Raw genomic sequence first — 21742 nt, forward strand, 5'->3', positions numbered from 1 at the left:
CGCTTTATGATCTGCCTTTGAATTAGGGGACGAAGGCGTGGCAATCGGGTCGAATGACCTGTGAAAGGACTTGAAATGACAGTTATTGAACCGAAGGCACCGGCGGGTGGTGAAGACGGGCTGTATGCCGTTTTACCATTGCGCGATATTGTTGTTTTCCCTCATATGATTGTGCCGTTGTTTGTCGGGCGGGAAAAGTCGATCCGTGCGCTTGAAGAAGTGATGGGGGTAGACAAACAAATTTTGCTGGCAACGCAAAAGAACGCAGCCGACGATGATCCAGCAGCCGACGCGATCTATGAGATCGGTACGATTGCGAATGTGTTGCAGCTGCTTAAACTGCCCGATGGCACCGTTAAGGTGTTGGTTGAGGGGGTTGCACGCGCGGAAATCACAAAGTTTTCTGATCGGGAAGATTATCACGAGGCTTATGCAGTCACGCTTAATGAGCCTGAGGAAGACCCGGTAGAAATCGAAGCACTCGCACGTTCCGTCGTGGCGGATTTCGAAAACTACGTCAAACTGAATAAGAAAATTTCACCGGAAGTTGTCGGTTCGGCCAGCCAGATCGACGATTATTCGAAGCTCGCCGATACGGTCGCATCTCATCTTGCGATCAAGCTTATCGAGAAGCAGGAAATGCTTTCGCTGCTCTCCGTAAGGGAGCGTCTTGAGAAAGCGCTTGCCTTTATGGAAGCGGAAATTTCGGTTCTGCAGGTCGAAAAGCGCATTCGTAGCCGCGTCAAACGTCAGATGGAAAAGACGCAGCGTGAGTATTATCTCAACGAGCAGATGAAAGCGATCCAGAAGGAGCTCGGTGACGGTGAGGACGGCCGGGATGAAGTCGCCGAAATTGAAGAGCGCATTACTAAGACAAGACTGTCCAAGGAAGCGCGTGAAAAGGCGCAAGCCGAGCTGAAAAAACTCCGTAGCATGAGCCCCATGTCGGCCGAAGCAACGGTAGTGCGCAATTATCTGGATTGGCTGCTTTCAATTCCTTGGGGAAGGAAGTCGAAAGTCAAGCATGACTTGAACTTTGCCGAAGGCATACTCGATGCTGAACATTTTGGCCTGGAAAAGGTCAAAGAACGCATCGTAGAATATTTGGCTGTGCAGGCGCGCTCCACGAAAATTAAAGGTCCAATCCTTTGTCTTGTTGGCCCTCCAGGAGTAGGTAAAACATCGCTGGCGCGGTCAATAGCCAAGGCGACTGGGCGTGAATATGTCCGTATGTCGCTTGGCGGCGTGCGCGACGAAGCAGAAATTCGCGGTCACCGCCGTACTTACATTGGCTCGATGCCCGGTAAGGTTATTCAGTCGATGAAAAAAGCGAAGAAATCCAATCCTCTGTTCTTGCTCGATGAGATCGACAAGATGGGGCAGGATTTCCGTGGTGATCCGTCTTCGGCTATGCTGGAGGTTCTTGATCCGGAACAGAATTCAACCTTCATGGATCATTATCTCGAAGTTGAGTATGATCTGTCCAATGTCATGTTCGTCACGACAGCGAACACGATGAATATTCCGGGGCCATTGCTGGATCGTATGGAAATCATACGAATTGCTGGCTACACGGAAGATGAAAAGCTGGAGATTGCTAAGCGGCATTTGCTGCCGAAAGCGATTAAAGATCATGCGTTGCAGCCGAAGGAGTTCTCGGTTACCGAGGAAGCGTTGCGCAATGTTATCCGCCTTTATACGCGGGAAGCAGGTGTACGTAATCTCGAACGCGAGCTTATGACGTTGGCACGTAAGGCGGTAACAGAGATCCTCAAGTCGAAGAAAAAATCAGTAAAAATCACTGAGGAAAATCTTTCCGACTATCTCGGCGTTGAACGCTATCGGTTCGGTCAGATTGACGGCGAAGATCAAATCGGTGTTGTCACTGGACTTGCTTGGACGGAAGTTGGCGGTGAGTTGCTTACCATTGAGGGCGTCATGATGCCTGGCAAGGGTCGAATGACCGTTACGGGTAATCTTCGCGATGTGATGAAAGAGTCAATTTCAGCGGCGGCGTCTTACGTCCGTTCGCGTGCGGTTGACTTTGGTATAGAGCCGCCACTTTTCGATAAGCGTGACATTCACGTTCACGTTCCGGAGGGTGCAACGCCAAAAGACGGTCCGTCTGCTGGTATTGCTATGGTGACAGCTATCGTTTCCGTGTTGACTGGTATTCCAGTGCGCAAGGATATTGCGATGACTGGCGAAGTCACTCTGCGAGGACGGGTATTGCCGATTGGCGGCCTGAAGGAAAAACTGCTTGCGGCTCTTCGCGGCGGTATCAAGAAAGTTCTTATTCCAGCGGAAAATGCCAAGGATCTGGCTGATATTCCGGATAATGTTAAGAACAATCTTGAAATTGTTCCGGTCTCGCGTGTTGGTCAGGTGCTTGAACATGCTCTTGTTCGACAGCCTGAGCCGATCGAGTGGACGGAGCCCGCTACACCTGTCGCAGCTACCTCTGCTGAAGATGAAGCAGGCATCACGACTGCGCACTAACCGCGTCTGAAGCCAAATATTGCAATAATGCCGGGCCTTGTGCCCGGCATTTCTGTGTTTAACCCATGTTATCCGGGCTTTTTTGCAGTTGACAGGGTTGGTTTGTCATTCGTTTTGAATAAACTCCACTCAATCCGGTCACGTTATCCGTTCCGGTCAATAAAGAAAGGAAATACCTATGAACAAGAACGAATTGGTGGCCGCTGTAGCGGAAAAAGGCGGTCTAACAAAAGCTGATGCAGGAACCGCTGTGGATGCTGTTCTCGCCGCTGTCACCAGTGCATTGCAGGCAGGTGAAGAAGTACGCCTTCCTGGTTTCGGTGTTTTCTCGGTTTCCCACCGCGCAGCCTCCACTGGCCGCAACCCATCGACCGGTGCAGAAATTGCCATTCCGGCACGCAACGTGCCGAAGTTTTCGGCTGGTAAGGGACTTAAGGATGCTGTGAACAGCTAATTCCCTACAGCGCAATTAAAGAAGCCCGGTCTAGCCGGGCTTTTTGTATTATTCGGCGGCCTCTGGCTTGCTTCGACTCGGACGGCGCTCCAGCAGCTCTTTCAGGAATTGCCCAGTATAAGAACGTGGCTCCTTGATAATATCTTCGGGCCGTCCAACCGCGACTATTTCCCCGCCTCCGTCGCCTCCTTCCGGGCCAAGGTCGATCACCCAATCGGCGGTTTTAATAACTTCAAGATTGTGCTCAATGACCGCCACCGTATTGCCCTGATTGACCAATTCGTGAAGGACCTCAAGCAATTTGGCCACGTCGTGGAAATGTAGTCCGGTGGTTGGTTCATCGAGTATATAAAGCGTTCGCCCGGTAGCGCGTCGCGAAAGTTCTTTCGCTAATTTGACCCGCTGTGCTTCGCCACCTGACAAGGTGGTTGCCTGTTGCCCAACCTTAATATAGCCCAGTCCAACTTTGGCGAGTGTTTCCAGCTTATCTCTGACGGCCGGAACTGCGGAGAAGAATTCGGCACCTTCTTCGACAGTCATATCAAGCACGTCTGCAATCGACTTTCCTTTGAACAGCACTTCCAGCGTTTCGCGATTATAGCGCTTTCCGTGACAAACATCGCAGGTCACATAAACATCCGGGAGGAAGTGCATTTCAATTTTGATGACGCCATCCCCCTGACAGGCTTCGCAGCGGCCGCCTTTTACGTTGAAGGAAAAACGACCGGCCTGATAGCCGCGTGCTTTTGCTTCGGGTAGACCAGCAAACCATTCACGAATCGGGGTGAACGCCCCAGTATAGGTCGCGGGGTTAGAGCGTGGTGTGCGTCCGATGGGCGACTGATCTATATCAATTACCTTATCGAGAAATTCGAGCCCTTCAATCCGGTCATGTTCTGCCGGATGCTCACGAGAACCCATGATACGACGGGAGGCCGCTTTATAGAGAGTTTCGATCAAAAAGGTCGATTTTCCGCCACCAGAAACGCCGGTTACGGCAGTAAAGGTACCCAACGGTATGTCGGCGGAAACATTTTTAAGATTGTTACCGTGCGCATTCACCACACGGATTCGCTTTTCGTCTGAGATTTCACGTCTTTGAGCGGGTACTGGAACTTCGAGTGCGCCAGAGAGATAGCGACCGGTTATCGAGTCGGCATTGGTCATAATATCTTCTGGGCTGCCTTGGGCGACGATTTTCCCACCGTGAATTCCCGCCGCAGGACCAATGTCTATAACGTAATCTGCGGTCAATATCGCATCCTCATCGTGCTCGACAACAATGACGGTGTTGCCGAGATCCCTGAGATGTCGCAACGTATCTAGCAAGCGTGCATTGTCGCGTTGGTGCAACCCAATGCTTGGCTCGTCCAGCACATAAAGAACCCCTGTAAGGCCCGAACCGATTTGGGATGCTAGGCGAATTCGTTGACTTTCACCGCCAGATAGCGATCCCGAATTGCGAGAGAGGGAGAGATATTCAAGACCTACATCATTGAGAAATTGTAAGCGCTCACGGATTTCTTTAAGAATCCTCGCAGCAATTTCTTGCTGTTTCTGATTGAAGCTGTGGTCGATTTCCCTAAACCATTTGTCGGCATTTTTGATAGACATTTCGGTGATTTCACCAATATGCTTCATGCCAACTTTGACTGCCAGAGCTTCCGGTTTCAAACGGTAGCCGTTACAAGCAGGGCAGGGCGAGGATGACATATATCGCTCAATCTCTTCACGCGACCAGGCAGAATCTGTTTCCTTCCATCGGCGCTCCAGATTGGGAATCACCCCTTCAAATGTCTTGGTGGTTTTATATGAGCGCAATCCATCATCGTAGTTAAAGACAATTTCTTTGCCCTTGGTCCCGTAAAGAATCGCTTGTTGAGCGTCAGCAGATAGCTCAGACCAACGGTTGGAAATTTTGAAACCGTAAGCATTCCCCACAGCTTCAAGCGTTTGATTGTAATAGGGGGAAGAAGAGCGCGACCAAGGTGCGATCGCGCCTTCCTTCAGAATAGCATTTCCATCAGGAACCACGAGACTGGGATCGATTGCCTGTTGAGCACCCAAGCCATCGCAGGTTGGGCAAGCGCCAAAAGGATTATTGAAAGAAAAAAGACGAGGTTCAATTTCCGAAATCGTAAAACCGGAAACCGGACAAGCGAATTTTTCAGAGAATAAAAGCCGTTCGTGCGTTTCGTTTGCCGATTTATTTGCAGAGCCACCCTCGGCTGTTTCTTCCAGGGGAAGGGGCTTGTCGGCAAATTCGGCTACGGCAAGACCATCGGAAAGTCTGAGGCTGGTTTCCAAACTATCAGCCAGGCGGGTTGCAAGATCGGGTCTTACAACAATTCGATCAACCACGACGTCTATATCGTGATTGTACTTCTTGTCGAGGGGAGGAACATCGGCAATTTCATAGAAAGTTCCGTCGACTTTTACGCGCTGGAACCCTTTTTTCTGTAGTTCGGCCAGTTCTTTTTTATATTCGCCCTTACGCCCTCTTACGATCGGTGCCAAAATATATAGGCGGGTGCCTTCGTCCAACGCCATGATGCGGTCAACCATTTGGCTGACGGTTTGGCTTTCAATGGGTAACCCGGTGGCCGGAGAATAAGGAATACCGACGCGTGCAAACAATAGCCGTAGATAGTCATATATTTCAGTAACTGTTCCGACCGTTGAACGTGGATTGCGACTGGTTGTTTTCTGCTCAATGGAGATTGCAGGGGAAAGGCCGTCAATTTGGTCTACATCCGGCTTCTGCATCATTTCGAGAAATTGCCGCGCATAGGCGGACAGGCTTTCAACATAGCGTCTTTGGCCTTCGGCATAAATTGTATCAAAGGCAAGCGAGGACTTGCCGGATCCGGAAAGTCCCGTCATGACGACCAGCTTATCGCGTGGCAGATCCAAATCCACATTCTTGAGGTTGTGTTCGCGCGCGCCACGTATTGAAATGAATTTCTGATCGCTCATTTCGAGTCCTGTTTCGTCATCTTGTGAAAATGCGGTCGGCTAAACGACACCGCGTTTCATAATATGGGGCAAAACCTTCCAGAAAGAAGGCAGACTATTGTCCGATTGAATTAGCATCAGAACAAATATCGAACAAGTTGAATTCTGATACGCGATACGAAATGTGAACACAAGGCCGTTGACTGAAAGTATGGATGAGGGCAAACTATCTCTATCCACTAGGTTGGGAGAGATAAGCCATTTGGGAAGGCTATATCGACAAGAGGTCCTGATCGAAGTGGATAAGTAGAGGAGGAAGAGGAGCATGAGTCCACCTGACTACTTTGGCTATCTTTCAACTTGTTGAAAGCACAATCGCTTGGATTATGACGAGTTCTGGCAAGAATTTGGCATAATTGACTGAAATAGGCGATTGCAGAAAATCCAAAATTATCACGGCTCTGTCGAGGTTGTGTCCTTGGCATTCCGTCCTATTTTATCGGCGAAGAATTGTCGATATAAGAGCTAAGCTCAAACCCAGCCCTGCGCGCCTAATATACAGTGAGCGGCAGGGCTTCTCCTTGTCTAACCTGGGAGTCTGTTCTGTGTGGGGAAATTATTGGAAGAGAAAACTATCGCGGGAAATCTATCGTTGAAGTGGTCTATCGGTGGAGAAATCTATCCTTAGAGAAATCTTTCGAGGAAAAACTACCCCCATTCGAAGAAAATGTCGTGTTTGTGAGGATTCCGTTTGCAATTCGAACAAAACGGAAACATAACTTCTGTGGACATTAAGAAAAGTCCGGCACCTTCATGAGCGCAGGTGAAGCGGTTGCGTTAAGGTAGTATTGAATTTCGATGCAAGGCTACGGCCTCGTATTTGGTAAGGCGCGCGGTGCGGAAATATAATTTTCGCGGGCGTGCTACGATAGATCCGGAGTGAGTTTATGGCTGGTAGCGTCAATAAGGTAATTTTGGTTGGTAACCTCGGAGCAGATCCGGAGATCCGGCGGTTAAATTCCGGCGATCAGGTTGCCAATCTGCGCATTGCGACGTCTGAAAGTTGGAGAGATCGCCAAACCGGTGAGCGTAGAGAACGCACCGAGTGGCATAGTGTGGTCATTTTCAACGAAAATCTCGCAAAAGTGGCGGAGCAATATCTTAGAAAAGGTTCCAAAGTATATATTGAAGGCGCCTTGCAAACTCGCAAATGGCAAGATCAAAACGGCAATGACCGTTATACGACAGAGATAGTATTGCAGAAGTTTCGTGGCGAGTTGCATATGTTGGATAGCCGCGGCGAGGGTGGCGATCAGGGGCGTTCATATGGAGGCGGCCGGGGGCAGGTTCAAGATCAGTCAGGTGGCGATTTTGGTTCTTCCGGTCCATCCTCTGGTGGCGGCGGCTATTCTCGGGATTTAGACGACGAAATTCCATTTTGATCGCAAATCTATTCGCTAAGAATAATTCAACGGGCATCTTCAAAAGGTGCCCGTTTCTTTTGGTGATATTTCAGCCATTGGCTGAATTGTTTGGTCGTTTTAGGCCGTCCATCCCCCGTGTCGTGCCTTTCAGTGTCGATAATATCGGCATATGATCGGTGGCCTTGTCAGTGCCTGCAACTCTGGTTAAGCAGTGACTAAATTTGGTTAATCCGATTGAATAGCTATCTATGATCGGCCGGGAGCACTGAAAATCATGCAGAGGACTGCTAACCGCCAGGGATGCTTTGTTGCTGTTGTGGGGCCGAGCGGAGCTGGCAAGGATACGGTTCTCAATGCAGCCCGCGAAGTTTTAAACGCTGAACCTCGCTATTATTTCACGAGACGGTTTATCACTCGGCCAAATGATGATGGAAACGAAGATCATATCAGTCTCGACGCTGAGACTTTCACCCAATTGGCGAATAAAGGGCAATTTGCGCTTCACTGGCGAGCGCATGGACATTGTTACGGTTTGCCTTTGGAAGTGGACCAGCGGATCGGTGCGGGAGGGGTGGTAATCGGAAACATATCTCGGCGAGTTTTAGAACAAGCGCGTGAACGTTATTCCTCCTTCCATGTGCTGGTGATCACGGCAAAACCTGATGTTTTGGCAGAAAGGCTTGCTTTGCGCCGCCGCGAAAGCCGCACGCAAATTGAAATGCGGCTGGCGCGGGAGGTTCCAATTGATTCGCGTCTTGGCAATGTGGTTACGATTGATAATTCTGGCGACATTCAGCACGCCAAAGACGAATTTATCGCCCAGCTAAAGCGCATTGGGAACACATATTTAGCTGCTTGAGGTTAAAGCCTTGATGCCGTCGGCAACAAATTGCACCGCTAAAGCCGCAAGCAGGACGCCCAGTAAGCGGGTTAGGATTGAACGGCCTGTTTCACCCAGAAACCGGTCGACCCTATCGGCAAGCAGCAATACCACATAGGTAATAAGCAGGCAGATCGCTAACACGCCGACAAGCAGCAAGCGCCCGCCAAAGTTACCAAACGTATCTGAGGTCAAAACAATCGCCGAAATTGCTCCTGGACCGGCAATCAATGGAATGGCTAAAGGAAAAGCAGCTATATTGCGTATATGATCGCGGGTGATGGCGACTTCGGCGCTTTTTTCTTTCCGCTCGGTGCGTCTTTCGAAAATCATTTCGAATGCTATCCAAAAAAGCAGCAAACCACCGGCAACCCGGAAAGCTCCGATCGTAATGCCAAACATTCCCAGAATTTCAACGCCTGCAATTGCAAAAAGCGTCATAACGCAAAAGCCTATCACAGACGCACGCAGTGCGACCTGAGCGCGAGCATGGCGGTCCATACCCGGTGTGAGAGCGAGGAAGAGCGGTGCCAATCCCGGAGGATCAATCGTAACAAGCAAGGTTACGAAGGCGCTGAATATGGCATCATAAAATCCCATGAAGTCCCTTCCTTGCGGCAGTTGGGCCGTGTGATGACAATACATAGAACACGAATAATATATCGCCTATTTCGGTGCAAAGCGCTGCTTGCAGCAACAACATTGCCTGAACTTTATGTGAATATCTTCTAAGCATTTGGAATTAAAAAGAAATACAAGTCCGCTAAATGGCCTTGAAATTGGCAATTTGTAGCCTTTTCCTCTATAAAAGTGATATTGTCGATTCTGTTGAGAAAGATATCTGAATAGTGTCAGATCAAACACCTCCGCCCGGTTCCGAAGATATCAACGGTGGCCCCAGCGGCCCGAGTGGTGTCGAGCCGATATCTATTATTGAGGAGATGCAGCGCTCCTATCTCGATTACGCTATGAGCGTTATTGTGAGCCGCGCTCTGCCTGATGTGCGTGATGGTCTCAAGCCCGTACACCGGCGAATTCTCCACGCCATGAACGAGATGAACCTCGCCTATAACCGACCATACCGTAAGTCTGCGGGTGTTGTCGGTGAGGTGATGGGTAAATATCATCCCCATGGCGACGCGTCGATTTATGATGCCTTGGTGCGTCTCGCGCAGGATTTCTCGCTGCGAGATCCGTTAATAGATGGTCAAGGCAATTTCGGCTCTATTGACGGTGATCCGCCAGCGGCAATGCGTTACACGGAATGCCGCCTGCAAAAAGTTACCGACTCACTTCTTTCTGATATCGACAAGGATACGGTCGATTTTCAGGACAACTATGATGGGCGTGAGCGCGAACCCACAGTTTTGCCAGCTCGCTTCCCTAATCTTCTTGTCAATGGTTCTGGCGGAATTGCGGTCGGTATGGCCACGAATATCCCGCCCCATAATCTTGGCGAAATCATCGATGGTTGCATCGCGCTGATTGATAATCCAGCGATCGAACTTGAAGAAATAATGGAGATCATCCCCGGTCCGGATTTCCCGACCGGTGGCATTATTCTGGGTAGATCCGGTATTAATTCGGCCTATAGTACGGGTCGCGGTTCTGTCGTTATGCGCGGGCTTGCGACGATTGAGCCAATGCGGGGCGATCGCGAAGCGATTGTTATTACCGAAGTTCCCTATCAGGTGAACAAGGCGACGATGATCGAAAAAATGGCTGAATTGGTGCGGGATAAGCGCATTGATGGCATTTCCGATCTGCGCGACGAGTCTGACCGGGACGGTTATCGGGTTGTTGTTGAGCTAAAACGTGATGCTGTTGCGGATGTCGTGCTCAATCAGCTCTACCGTTACACGCCGCTCCAGACTTCTTTTGGCTGCAATATGGTTGCGCTAAATGGCGGCAAGCCAGAGCAAATGACTCTGCTTGATATGTTGCGCGCCTTCGTTGCTTTCCGTGAGGAAGTGGTAACGCGCCGCACTAAGTTCCTGCTCAACAAAGCGCGCGAGCGTGCGCATGTTTTGGTGGGACTTGCAATTGCAGTGGCCAATATTGATGAAGTCATTGCGTTAATCCGTCGAGCTCCAGATCCTGCAACTGCGCGTGAGCAATTAATGGAGCGCCGTTGGCCTGCAGCCGATATTGCGCCTCTTATCCGCTTGATCGACGATCCGCGTCATACGATCAACGCGGATAATACCTATAATCTCTCTGAAGAGCAGGCTCGTGCGATTCTTGAGTTGCGCTTGCAGCGTCTGACAGCGCTTGGTCGCGATGAAGTTGCTGATGAGCTGAATAAAATTGGCGAAGAAATCCGCGATTATTTGGATATTCTGTCTTCTCGCGAACGCGTCTTAACAATCGTCAAGGACGAGATGATTGCCGTTCGTGACGAATTTGCCACCCCGCGCCGTACCCAATTCGGTCTTGGCGGGGCGGAAATGGACGATGAAGATCTGATCGCGCGCGAAGATATGGTGGTGACGGTTAGCCATGCTGGCTACATCAAACGTGTGCCGCTTGCTACTTATCGCGCCCAGCGCCGTGGCGGTAAGGGGCGCTCGGGTATGGCGACTAGGGATGAGGATTTCGTAACCCGTCTTTTCGTCGCCAACACGCATACGCCGGTTCTTTTCTTCTCGTCACGCGGCATTGTTTATAAAGAAAAAGTTTGGCGACTGCCGGTTGGAAATCCGCAATCACGCGGCAAAGCGCTGATTAATATGCTGCCGCTTCAGAATGGTGAGCGCATCACCACGATCATGCCATTGCCGGAGGATGAAGAATCCTGGGCAAATCTTGACGTGATGTTTGCGACCACTCGCGGTACAGTTCGCCGTAACAAATTGTCGGATTTTGTTCAGGTTAATCGTAATGGTAAGATTGCGATGAAGCTTGAAGATGAGAATGACGAAATTCTTTCGGTTGATACTTGTACCGAATTCGACGACGTTCTTCTGACATGTGCAGGCGGGCAGTGCATTCGCTTCCCAGTTACCGATGTTCGTGTTTTCGCCGGGCGTAACTCGATTGGTGTTCGTGGCATCAATCTAGCCGAGGGCGATAAAGTCATTTCGATGGCTATCTTGCAACATGTCGAGGCTGATGCTGCTGAACGTTCTGCCTATCTCAAGCGCTCCATTGCGGAACGCCGTGCACAAGGTGCTGACGATGCTGATGATATTGTCGTTGTGGGCGAAGAAGTTGGTAATGAAGCTGAGCTTTCAGAGGAACGCTATCAGGAGTTAAAGGCTCGGGAGCAGACCGTTCTAACAGTCAGTGAATTTGGCTTTGGCAAGCGCTCATCGTCTTATGAGTTCCGAGTTTCGGGACGAGGGGGCAAGGGAATTCGCGCAACTGATACATCAAAAACTGATGAAATCGGAAAACTGGTGGCCCTGTTCCCTGTGGAAGCCAGTGATCAAATATTGCTCGTTTCCGATAAGGGACAACTCATTCGCGTTCCTGTTGATGGTATCCGCATTGCGGGTCGCTCAACAAAAGGTGTGACGATCTTCAACACTGCTGATGGCGAAAAAGTGGTTTCGGTCGAGCGAATATCTGAAGCAGATAATGATGAAGATGAAGAGGTTGCAGAAGGCTCTGAAGCAACCGAAAATACATCAGCGGAAAATAGCGAATAATATTTTCGTATTTCTGCAAAATCGCTCATAATCAAAAAAGGCCGATGATAATCATCGGCCTTTTTTAGACGCCAAGACTGGAGGGGATTGGCAAATGTTAATAAATACTAGGAGCGCAGATTCCGCATAGAAGACAGACTAAAGGCCGTAGGTTGCGCACGTTGACGCTTCGCTTCCGTTTCCGCCAAAAGCAAAATAATCGCTGATGCGGTTGTCGCTACCATCATGGATAATGCCAGAAGAAATATCATCATCGGGGTATCCTTTCGACATATATACGGGTTAGCGGCAAAATGGTTGCATGAAAACTAAATCTAGTCTGGTAAAACGGTGGTGAATTTTTTCTGAAACAATAAAGCATGGCCCAATGAATTGTGTTTTATGGTTTCCAGTTTCTTAGTAGTTACGGTTGTTGTTGTTGAAAATTTGGACAAAAAAGGATAGCTGGGAGAAATGACGATTGCGATTTACGCCGGCTCTTTCGACCCGGTGACTAACGGCCATATAGATGTTCTTAAAGCTGCGTTGCGCTTAGCTGATCAGGTGATTGTTGCGATCGGCGTTCATCCGGGTAAAAAATCGACCTTTAGTTTCCAGGAACGCCTGAAACTAATTGAAGCAAGTGCTAAAGATGTACTCGTTGAGGATGCGCCACGCATTTCAGTCATTTCGTTTGATGGGCTCTTAATCAATGCCGCTCGTAAACATGGAGCGACATTATTGGTTCGCGGTTTGCGTGATGGCACTGATCTTGATTACGAAATGCAGATGGCTGGTATGAATGGAATCATGGCGCCGGATTTGCAAACAGTATTTTTGCCAGCCGATCCGGCTGTACGCACGATTACCGCCACATTGGTTCGCCAGATTGCCATTATGGGGGGCGATGTTCGGCCTTTTGTTCCCGCAGTGGTGGCGGATGCGTTGGAATCAAAAAATAAAACCTAATCCGGAGTTACCATTCATGTCATTTTTCCGATCGGCCCTCGCGGCGACTGCTCTTCTTGCCTGTAGTTTTGGTTCTGTTCATTTTGCTTCCGCGAATGATGCTGAGAACACGGTTATTCTTACCCTTAAAGACGGTGATGTAACCGTGGAGCTCCGCCCGGATCTGGCGCCGAAACATACTGAGCAGATCAAAAAACTAGTGCGCGATGGTGCTTATGATGGCGTCGCCTTCCACCGGGTGATCCCCGGCTTTATGGCCCAGACGGGTGACGTTCAATTCGGAAATATAGATAAAAATTACAACAAAACCCGTGTTGGGACCGGCGGGTCTCAATATGGAAACATTCCAGCGGAATTCTCACAAGAGCCTTTTGTCCGAGGCACTGTGGGGATGGCTCGCAGTCAGGACCCAAACTCGGCCAATTCGCAGTTTTTCATTATGTTTGATGATGGCGATTTTCTTAATGGCCAATATACAGTCGTTGGCAAAGTTGTCGGTGGCATGGAAGCCGTAGATAATATTAAAAAGGGCAGCGAATCCAACAATGGATCGGTCGATAATCCGGATAAGATTCTGAAAGCAACGATCGAAGCCGATAAGAAATAATGCAACAAGGAGAGGCCCAAATGGCTTATAAAGATCCCGAAAACACGCTCTTACTGGAAACCACCAAGGGCCAAGTTGTCATCGAACTTTACCCGGATCTCGCACCGGGTCACGTTCAGCGCATTAAAGAACTTGCTCGTGAAGGCGCGTATGACGGTGTTGTTTTTCACCGTGTAATTGATGGTTTCATGGCGCAGACAGGTGACGTGAAGTTTGGCAAGACCGGTGGCGAGCATTTTAATAGCTCTCGCGCGGGCATGGGTGGTTCCGATAAGCCGGACCTAAAAGCCGAATTCTCAAATACTCAGCATAAGCGCGGCACTGCGTCGATGGCACGCTCACAAAACCCGAACTCCGCTAATTCGCAGTTTTTCATCTGCTTTACGGATGCGCCTTGGCTTGACCGTCAATATACGGTGTGGGGACAGGTCATCGAAGGTATGGATAATGTCGATCAGATCAAACGCGGCGAACCTGTTGTCGATCCTGATATGATCGTTACAGCTCGAATTGCTGCTGACGTCTAAAATCAGTTATCACAAATTGCTTTAGGCTTCGGCGGCAATGTCGCCGAAGCCATAATTCGTTTAAATGCAATTCTTGCCGCAATATTGAGCATCACTTTAGGTAATGCTTGCGAGGAACTATGCGCGTTGATCTTTTCGATTTTGATTTGCCGGAAGAACATATAGCTCTACGCCCGGTAGAGCCGCGCGATCACGCCAAATTGCTTATAGTAAATCCTGGAATGAAATTTGAGGATCGGCAGGTTTTTGAACTTCCGGATTTGCTTCAGCCCGGTGATGCGTTGGTTTTTAATGATACCAAAGTAATACCCGCACAGCTTGAAGGCATGCGGGAGAGAGAAGGAAATATTGCTCAGGTTAACGCGACGCTGCATATGAGAGTCGGACCATATCAGTGGAAGGCGTTTTTGCGCCCTGCCAAACGGATAAAGCAAGGCGACAGAATACGCTTTGGGCATAGTGGCACGAGCTGCTTCATGGGCACGCTGGACGCAACAGTCGTAGAGAAAAGCGACGGCGGCGAAGCGCTGCTTTCTTTTGATCTTTCAGGTGCCATGCTTGATGAGGCAATCGCAGCGGTGGGGCATATCCCTTTGCCGCCTTACATTGCCTCGAAACGCGCTGATGATGAGCGAGACCGAAAGGACTATCAGACGGTTTATGCGCGTGAGGAAGGGGCGGTCGCTGCGCCGACTGCGGGATTGCATTTTACGCCCGAGCTTTTGAAAGAGATTCGAGCACGTGGGATTGAAGAGCATTTTGTGACGCTGCATGTGGGAGCGGGAACATTTTTGCCGGTGAAAGCAGAGGATACAGCCGATCACAAGATGCATTCCGAAGTCGGCTATGTGTCACAACAAACCGCAGACGCACTGAATGCGGTACATAAACGCGGTGGCCGCATTGTTTGTGTTGGCACTACCTCCTTGCGATTGATCGAAAGTGCGAGTTCTGAGGACGGAGTTATTCACCCCTGGTCCGGCGCTACTGATATTTTTATAACGCCCGGTTACAAGTTTCGAGCTGTCGATCTTTTGATGACAAACTTCCATCTGCCTCGATCAACACTCTTCATGCTGGTGGCAGCTTTCAGCGGGCTGGAAACAATGCGTGAAGCTTATCAATACGCAATCGAGAATGATTACCGCTTTTATTCCTATGGCGATGCGAGCCTATTGACGCGAGCGTGACGTAGGTTTTGACAAATACCGAAAGAATGAGCATGAGCAGCGAAGAATTTGAATTTAAGGTACTGGCAACGGATGGGTCGGCTCGTCGGGGCGAAATCTCCATGCCACGGGGCATTGTGCGGACGCCTGCCTTTATGCCAGTCGGTACCGGCGGAACTGTCAAAGCCATGTATATGAGCCAAGTGAAGGAACTTGGTGCAGACATCATTCTTGGTAATACCTACCATCTAATGCTGCGACCGGGAGCTGAACGTATTGCGCGCCTGGGAGGGCTTCACAAATTTGGTGGCTGGGAAGGGCCTATTTTGACGGATTCGGGCGGTTTTCAGGTTATGTCGCTCGCGCAATTGCGTAAGATTAATGAGCAGGGCGTAACCTTCCGATCTCATATTGATGGGCGGGCGTATGAAATGTCGCCGGAACGATCAATTGAAATTCAGGGCCTGCTCGACGCGGATATTCAGATGCAGCTCGATGAGTGTGTTGCGCTTCCTTCCTCAGAAGCAAACACCGAGCGCGCTATGGAGCTTTCGCTGCGGTGGGCAGAACGATGCAAGGTGGCATTCGGAGATCAGCCCGGCAAAGCCATGTTTGGTATTGTTCAAGGGGGAGATAGTCCACGCTTGCGGGAGCGCTCTGCGCTTGCATTGAAGGCGATGGATTTGAAAGGCTATTCAGTGGGTGGGCTTGCCGTTGGCGAGCCACAGGAAGTTATGATGGACATGCTGGAAGTGGTCTGTCCGATTTTGCCTACGGAAAAGCCTCGCTATCTTATGGGAGTTGGCACCCCGGATGATATTTTAAAATCGGTGGCACGCGGCATTGATATGTTTGACTGTGTGATGCCGACGCGAGCAGGGCGACACGGGCTGGCTTTTACGCGTTTTGGAAAGGTCAATCTTCGCAATGCCCGCCATGCCGACGATCCTCGGCCGCTTGATCCAGAATCCGATTGTCCGGCAGCGCGAGATTATAGCCGCGCCTATCTTCATCATCTGGTGAAGTCGGGTGAGGCGCTCGCCTCGATGCTGTTAACGTGGAATAACCTCGCTTACTATCAGTATTTGATGCAAAGTATTCGCAGTGCGATTTCGCAAGGGCGTTTTACGGATTTCGCTGCGGAGACTTCAGAAGGATGGGCGCGCGGAGATTTGCCCGTTTTATAAACCTGCAGAAAAACGGGTTCACGCAAGCATTTTTCTAAGCACAGAATGCGCTAGGCTGCGTTTTTTATCTGTCACCGGGGTTGCAATGAGAAATTTGCCGCACTGAGCCAGTGCCGCTAATCATTGCAAGTGACGCTGTCGCAGCCGCGCGCTTTCATCGGGGTTGCGGGGGCGGACGATCGTTACCGAGGGTCGCAGCAGCATCACATCACTAAAACTTTGATTGTATCATTGCTCAAGAGTGGCCTAGATATGGGTCATCCTTTTTGCTGTTGTTGTATCCGCTGCTGCGCAACCCATATGAGTGATATGATACCTTTATCCGTTCTTGATCTTTCACCAGTTTCCGAAGGCAGTGATGCTGCTACATCCTTGCGCAATACGCTTGAGCTTGCGCAGCTTGCCGAGCGGCTCGGATTTACCCGTTATTGGTTAGCCGAGCACCACAATATGCCCGGTATTGCCAGTGCAGCCACGGCTGTTGTCATTGGACATGTTGCTGCTGGCACTTCCACCATTCGGGTTGGTGCTGGAGGCATTATGCTTCCAAATCACGCACCGCTCGTTATCGCTGAGCAATTTGGTACGCTGGAATCGCTTTTTCCGGGCCGGATTGATCTTGGCCTTGGACGCGCACCAGGCACTGATCAGGCAACCGCCCGTGCATTAAGACGAACTCTACACAGCGATCCAAATGCGTTTCCACAGGACGTTGTGGAATTGATGAATTATTTTGCGCCGCCTGAACCGGGGCAGCTAGTAGAAGCCGTCCCAGGGGCTGGGCTTGATATCCCGATATGGATTTTAGGATCAAGCCTATTTGGCGCGCAACTTGCAGCAATATTGGGACGTCCCTATGCGTTTGCTTCACATTTTGCGCCTGCAGAAATGGAGCGGGCTATTGCGGTCTATCGCGAACGTTTCGAGCCGTCACAATATTTAGATAAACCCTATGTGATGCTGGGACTGAATGTTATTGCAGCGGAGACAGACGAAGAGGCGGAGTTTCTTTTTACTTCTCAAATGCAGTCTTTCGCTAAACTTCGTACCGGACGGCCCGGCAAACTACCCCCGCCGGTCAAGAATTATGCTGATCAACTGGATCCGGCCACCCAAGCTTTAATCCGACAAACTTTATCCTGCCGTGTTGTGGGAGGTCCAGAAACGGTAGCTAAGGGGATTCAAGAGTTCGCAACACGCACCGGTGCCGATGAGTTGATGATCACCGGCATGATCTATGATCAGCAAAAGCGCTTGCGTTCTTACGAGATCGTAAGCAACTCAATTGCGTGAGGATCGGTTTCGCGGCTGACTTCTCCAAGTAGCCAGTCGCGAAATGCTGTTACCGCCGGCGTATCGGCGCGAGTTGCTGGCGTGACAAAATAATAGCTACTGGGGCTTTTCATTTTATGTGGGAAGGCGATCACAAGCTGCTTGCTTTCAATTTCTGCATTGATGAGAAATAGCGGCATAAGAGCAATGCCCAGTCCTGCGATACAGGCTTGAGCTACGTTAGAAAATTGTTCAAAACGCATTGCTGTTGAGTTTGGAGCGGTAAGATTGAGACTTTGGAACCACAAATTCCAAGCGTCTGGTCGGGACGCCATATTAAATAGTGGCAGAGCTAACAAATCGCGCGGGTCAGCGATCGGATGGTCTTGAAGAAATTTGGGACTGCATACCGGCACCACAATTTCTTCCAATAAAAAAGTACAATCCGCATTTGGCCAGTCCGGCTTGCCAATATGAATTGCTGCGTCGAGACCTTCTCGTTCAAAATCAAACTGGCCGATGCGGGTGGCAAAGTTCAGTATTATATCGGGAAATTGTTCAACAAAACGCGGAATTCTGGGAATTAGCCAGCGTGTGCCAAATGTCGGCAGAAAAGCCAGATTAAGAATATTGCCTTGCATCTGTGACATGACATGCAACGAGGCCGCGCGGATGGAAGCCAAAGCGGGGCCAATAGTATTCAAATAGGTTCGTCCTGCTTCCGACAATACTACATGGCGGCTGCTTCGCTCAAATAGTGCAATTCCAAGTTGCTTCTCAAGCGCATTAATCTGCCGGCTGACAGCACTCTGCGTGAGCGAAAGCTCTTGTGCCGCAGCAGAAAAACTTTGGTGACGGGCGACCGCATCAAAGGCGGTCAATGCGGCTGTGGACGGGAGTAAACGACGCGATAAGGAAGTCATAATCTATTACTAAACGGAATAGATCGATGCGTAAACTTTGTTTGCGCCCGTTTTGCGATTTTGTCATATTCTATTGAGCATTTTGAGGAGACTTTATATGTCACGTGCCCCTTTCAACTGGCAAGATCCGTTCCTTCTGGATGAACAATTGACCGAAGATGAGCGTATGATCCGCGATTCTGCGCAAGCCTTTGCAAGCGATGTTTTGCTGCCGCGTATTGAAAAAGCCTATATGGAAGAAAGTGCTGATCCAGAACTTTTCCGTATGATGGGGCAGGCTGGTCTGTTAGGCCTCACACTACCAGAAGAATATGGTGCGGCTAATGCCAGCTATGTTGCATATGGTCTCGTGGCGCGTGAAGTTGAACGGGTCGATTCCGGTTATCGGTCAATGATGAGTGTCCAATCTTCATTGGTGATTTATCCGATCTATGCCTATGGTTCAGATGAACAGCGTCAGAAATATCTTCCGGGGTTGGTTTCCGGTGAATTAATAGGCTGTTTTGGTCTAACCGAACCGGATGCGGGCTCTGACCCTGCTGGTATGAAAAGTCGGGCCGAGAAAATCGACGGTGGCTATCGTCTGACCGGCACCAAAATGTGGATTTCCAACTCCCCCATCGCGGATATTTTCGTGGTATGGGCAAAATCTGCGGCACATGACAATGCCATTCGCGGCTTTGTGTTGGAAAAAGGTATGAAAGGCCTTTCCGCGCCAAAAATAGACGGGAAGCTTTCATTGCGTGCCTCCGTCACTGGCGAGATTGTTATGGATGGCGTCGAGGTTTCCGAAGATGCATTGTTGCCAAATGTTTCGGGCCTGAAGGGACCTTTCGGCTGTCTTAACCGTGCACGCTATGGCATCTCATGGGGCGTTATGGGAGCGGCTGAGGATTGCTGGTTCCGTGCACGCCAATATGGACTTGATCGCAAGCAGTTTAACAAGCCCTTGGCAGGCATGCAGCTTTATCAGAAAAAACTGGCCGACATGCAGACCGAAATCGCGCTCGGCTTGCAGGCAAGCCTTCGGGTGGGGCGCCTATTTGATGAAAACAAAATGGCTCCTGAAATGATATCTATCGTTAAGCGTAATAATTGTGGCAAGGCGCTCGATATCGCTCGGCAGGCCCGCGATATGCATGGCGGAAACGGTATTCAGATTGAGTATCATGTGATGCGGCATTCGCAGAATCTGGAAACCGTGAACACTTATGAAGGTACGCATGATGTTCACGCACTGATTCTGGGTCGGGCCCAGACTGGGCTTCAGGCTTTTTTCTAAACGGCCGGTTTTATGACGAGGCCCGCTCGCTATTTGCGGGCGGGCTTTTTTAGTTTGGTGGCACGTCTTACCGCTGAATAAGCAGGTCGTGCGGAAAGGGTTCTCCATGCAAAACACGCCTTTGGCTGGTCTTAAAGTTATAGAATTAGCGCGAATTCTGGCCGGACCTTGGGTCGGTCAAACCTTATCCGATCTCGGCGCCGATGTGATTAAGGTTGAAAGCTACGAAGGCGACGATACCCGCCGATGGGGACCTCCTTTTATTGAAGTCGAGGGTGAAAAATCCGCCGCTTATTTTCATGCCTGTAATCGCGGCAAGCGCTCGATATGTGCGGATTTTCGCACAGAGGAAGGGCGAGAACTCGTTAGAAAATTAGTTCAGGATGCGGATGTCGTTATTGAGAATTTTAAATTGGGCGGATTGAAAAAATATCAGCTCGATTATGAAAGTTTGAAACAAATTAATCCGCGATTGATCTATTGTTCAATAACCGGTTTTGGACAAGACGGGCCTTATGCAGAGCGAGCCGGATATGATTTCATGATCCAGGGCATGTCAGGCATTATGGACCTGACCGGTGAACCTAACGGTGAGCCGCAGAAAATCGGTGTGGCATTTGCTGATATTTTTACCGGTCTTTACAGTGTAATTGGTATTCAATCCGCCTTGCTCATGCGTGAACGCACGGGCAGGGGGCAGCATATAGATATGGCTTTGTTTGACTGTATGTCAGCGGTGTTGGCTAATCAGGCCATGAACTATCTTGCTTCCGGGATTACTCCTAAACGCATGGGAAATGCACACCCAAATATATCGCCTTATCAGACGCTGGCGGTCGCGGATGGATATTTCATCATCGCTTGCGGCAATGACAGCCAATTTGCCAAGTTGGTCGATTTGTTGGGTGAGGCTAGCCTTGCAAAAGATGAGCGTTTTTCAACGAATTCCTCACGTGTCGCTAATCGCATTGAGCTGGCCGATTTTCTGGAAGCAAAAACCCGGCAATGGAAACGGGATGAGCTTTTAACTGAATTGGCAAAAATCGGGGTGCCAGCCGGTCCAATTAACACGGTCGCCGATGTATTCGCGGATCCTCAATTTATTGTCAGAGGCATGAAGATTGAGCCGCAAGGCGTACCAGGGCTGCGCACTCCAATTCGCTTCTCAGATGCTGAACTTAAGATAGATAAACGCTCACCAAAATTGGGTGAAGATGAAGTTTCTATACGGGCAGAACTCGGCCTGAAATAGCGCTTTTTTTTACGCTCACTTCTGACAGGTTTTCGCCTCCTCCCTCGGTCATGCATCGCCTTGGCTGAGGGTTGACTTTGGGACACTTAAGCCGGAATACATCCCAAATTCTTATGAACCTATTAGGCGGGCGAAATGAAACGACCAACGATAGTTACGCTATCGACCATCCCTTCACGTTTTCATCTACTTGAACCAACTCTACGGTCTTTGCTTTCTCAGAGCCTTCGGCCTAAGGAAATCAGACTGTATATTCCGAAAACGTATCGACGCTTTCCTGATTGGGACGGTGTTTTGCCAAAAGTACCCGCAGGTACGAAAATCGTTCGTTGCGATTTTGATTATGGGCCAGCGACAAAGGTTTTACCGGCCGCAAAAGAACTCAACGGACAAGAGGTTGATATACTTTTTTGTGACGACGATAAAATTTATGACCGGAACTGGCACAGACGTTTAAAAGAAGCATCGAATGAGCGTCCCGATTGTTGCATAGTCGATGTGGGCGATAGTTTTCCCGATATAGGTTCAGGACCCATTGATTTGACGTGATGTCTATGATTCAGAGGGCAGTGCAGGAGCCTGAATCATGAGCAATTTATTTTGGCTGACGGACGAGCAAATGGCTCGTCTTCGTCCTTATTTCCCCAAGAGCCATGGTCGCCAGCGCGTTGATGATCGGCGCGTTCTGAGCGGGATCATCTTCGTTAACCGCA

17 protein-coding genes and 2 pseudogenes are annotated in these 21742 nt (G+C 49.7%); 15 read left to right on the plus strand and 4 right to left on the minus strand.

Annotated elements, in window-relative coordinates; translation table 11 throughout:
• The first annotated feature begins 75 nt into the window (after positions 1-75).
• Together lon and C7374_RS05590 are read left to right on the plus strand one after the other, a co-directional pair.
• On the plus strand, positions 76-2499 hold the full coding sequence (gene lon, locus C7374_RS05585; protein ID WP_111574611.1) for an endopeptidase La: 2424 nt from the start codon (positions 76-78) through the stop codon (positions 2497-2499).
• 178 nt (positions 2500-2677) lie between these two features.
• The gene (locus C7374_RS05590; protein ID WP_111574612.1) at positions 2678-2953 is read left to right on the plus strand and encodes an HU family DNA-binding protein; all 276 of its coding nucleotides are present in this window, start codon (positions 2678-2680) and stop codon (positions 2951-2953) included.
• Positions 2954-3001: 48 nt separating this feature from the next.
• On the opposite strand, the gene uvrA is transcribed toward C7374_RS05590, so the two are convergent.
• Positions 3002-5929, minus strand: a complete 2928-nt coding sequence (gene uvrA / locus C7374_RS05595; RefSeq protein WP_111574613.1) for an excinuclease ABC subunit UvrA — start codon at positions 5927-5929, stop codon at positions 3002-3004.
• 926 nt (positions 5930-6855) lie between these two features.
• Between uvrA and ssb the strand changes: the two genes are divergently transcribed.
• Both ssb and phnN read left to right on the plus strand, forming a co-directional pair.
• Positions 6856-7350, plus strand: a complete 495-nt coding sequence (ssb, locus tag C7374_RS05600; RefSeq protein WP_111574614.1) for a single-stranded DNA-binding protein — start codon at positions 6856-6858, stop codon at positions 7348-7350.
• A 256-nt stretch (positions 7351-7606) separates the two neighbouring features.
• Entirely contained in the window at positions 7607-8191 is a 585-nt protein-coding gene (gene phnN, locus C7374_RS05605) for a phosphonate metabolism protein/1,5-bisphosphokinase (PRPP-forming) PhnN (protein ID WP_111574615.1), read from the plus strand.
• Here phnN and C7374_RS05610 read toward each other — a convergent pair.
• Positions 8180-8812, minus strand: a complete 633-nt coding sequence (locus C7374_RS05610; protein ID WP_111574616.1) for a MarC family protein — start codon at positions 8810-8812, stop codon at positions 8180-8182. The genes phnN and C7374_RS05610 overlap by 12 nt on opposite strands.
• Positions 8813-9096: 284 nt before the next feature.
• Here C7374_RS05610 and gyrA point away from each other — a divergent pair, with 284 nt between their 5' ends.
• Positions 9097-11862 (plus strand): DNA gyrase subunit A, encoded by a 2766-nt coding sequence (gene gyrA, locus C7374_RS05615; RefSeq protein WP_111574655.1) that lies wholly within the window; start codon positions 9097-9099, stop codon positions 11860-11862.
• A 107-nt stretch (positions 11863-11969) separates the two neighbouring features.
• Here the strand turns inward: gyrA and C7374_RS16225 are convergent, their stop codons facing one another.
• Positions 11970-12116, minus strand: coding sequence for a PH domain-containing protein (locus C7374_RS16225; RefSeq protein WP_210205073.1), 147 nt, complete (start codon positions 12114-12116; stop codon positions 11970-11972).
• 199 nt (positions 12117-12315) lie between these two features.
• Here C7374_RS16225 and coaD point away from each other — a divergent pair, with 199 nt between their 5' ends.
• The 6 genes from coaD (at position 12316) to C7374_RS05645 (ending at position 17593) form a co-directional block, all read left to right on the plus strand.
• A complete protein-coding gene (gene coaD / locus C7374_RS05620) occupies positions 12316-12810 on the plus strand; it encodes a pantetheine-phosphate adenylyltransferase (protein ID WP_111574617.1) in 495 nt (164 codons plus the stop codon).
• A 16-nt stretch (positions 12811-12826) separates the two neighbouring features.
• Entirely contained in the window at positions 12827-13417 is a 591-nt protein-coding gene (locus tag C7374_RS05625; RefSeq protein WP_111574618.1) for a peptidylprolyl isomerase, read from the plus strand.
• 20 nt (positions 13418-13437) lie between these two features.
• On the plus strand, positions 13438-13944 hold the full coding sequence (locus C7374_RS05630; RefSeq protein WP_111574619.1) for a peptidylprolyl isomerase: 507 nt from the start codon (positions 13438-13440) through the stop codon (positions 13942-13944).
• 119 nt (positions 13945-14063) lie between these two features.
• Positions 14064-15134 carry a tRNA preQ1(34) S-adenosylmethionine ribosyltransferase-isomerase QueA gene (queA, locus tag C7374_RS05635; protein ID WP_111574620.1) on the plus strand — a complete coding sequence of 357 codons (1071 nt, stop codon included), beginning with the start codon at positions 14064-14066 and terminating at the stop codon, positions 15132-15134.
• 32 nt (positions 15135-15166) lie between these two features.
• On the plus strand, positions 15167-16300 hold the full coding sequence (gene tgt, locus C7374_RS05640; protein ID WP_111574656.1) for a tRNA guanosine(34) transglycosylase Tgt: 1134 nt from the start codon (positions 15167-15169) through the stop codon (positions 16298-16300).
• 309 nt (positions 16301-16609) lie between these two features.
• On the plus strand, positions 16610-17593 hold the full coding sequence (locus C7374_RS05645) for an LLM class flavin-dependent oxidoreductase (RefSeq protein ID WP_111574657.1): 984 nt from the start codon (positions 16610-16612) through the stop codon (positions 17591-17593).
• Here the strand turns inward: C7374_RS05645 and C7374_RS05650 are convergent.
• Positions 17563-18495: a LysR family transcriptional regulator gene (locus C7374_RS05650; RefSeq protein WP_111574621.1), complete on the minus strand. Its 933-nt coding sequence runs from the start codon at positions 18493-18495 to the stop codon at positions 17563-17565. The two genes, C7374_RS05645 and C7374_RS05650, sit on opposite strands and share 31 nt — an antisense overlap.
• A 97-nt stretch (positions 18496-18592) precedes the next feature.
• Between C7374_RS05650 and C7374_RS05655 the strand changes: the two genes are divergently transcribed.
• From C7374_RS05655 to C7374_RS05670, 4 genes and pseudogenes are all read left to right on the plus strand, one after another.
• Positions 18593-19777: an acyl-CoA dehydrogenase gene (locus tag C7374_RS05655; protein ID WP_111574622.1), complete on the plus strand. Its 1185-nt coding sequence runs from the start codon at positions 18593-18595 to the stop codon at positions 19775-19777.
• A gap of 106 nt (positions 19778-19883) precedes the next feature.
• Positions 19884-21029, plus strand: a complete 1146-nt coding sequence (locus C7374_RS05660; protein ID WP_111574623.1) for a CaiB/BaiF CoA transferase family protein — start codon at positions 19884-19886, stop codon at positions 21027-21029.
• Between the two features lie 135 nt (positions 21030-21164).
• Positions 21165-21551 (plus strand): annotated as a pseudogene (locus C7374_RS05665) (glycosyltransferase family A protein); the annotation flags it as partial.
• A 64-nt stretch (positions 21552-21615) separates the two neighbouring features.
• Positions 21616-21742, plus strand: a pseudogene (locus C7374_RS05670) (IS5/IS1182 family transposase); the annotation flags it as partial.

The organism is Falsochrobactrum ovis, from assembly GCF_003259955.1.
GTDB lineage: Bacteria > Pseudomonadota > Alphaproteobacteria > Rhizobiales > Rhizobiaceae > Brucella > Brucella ovis_A.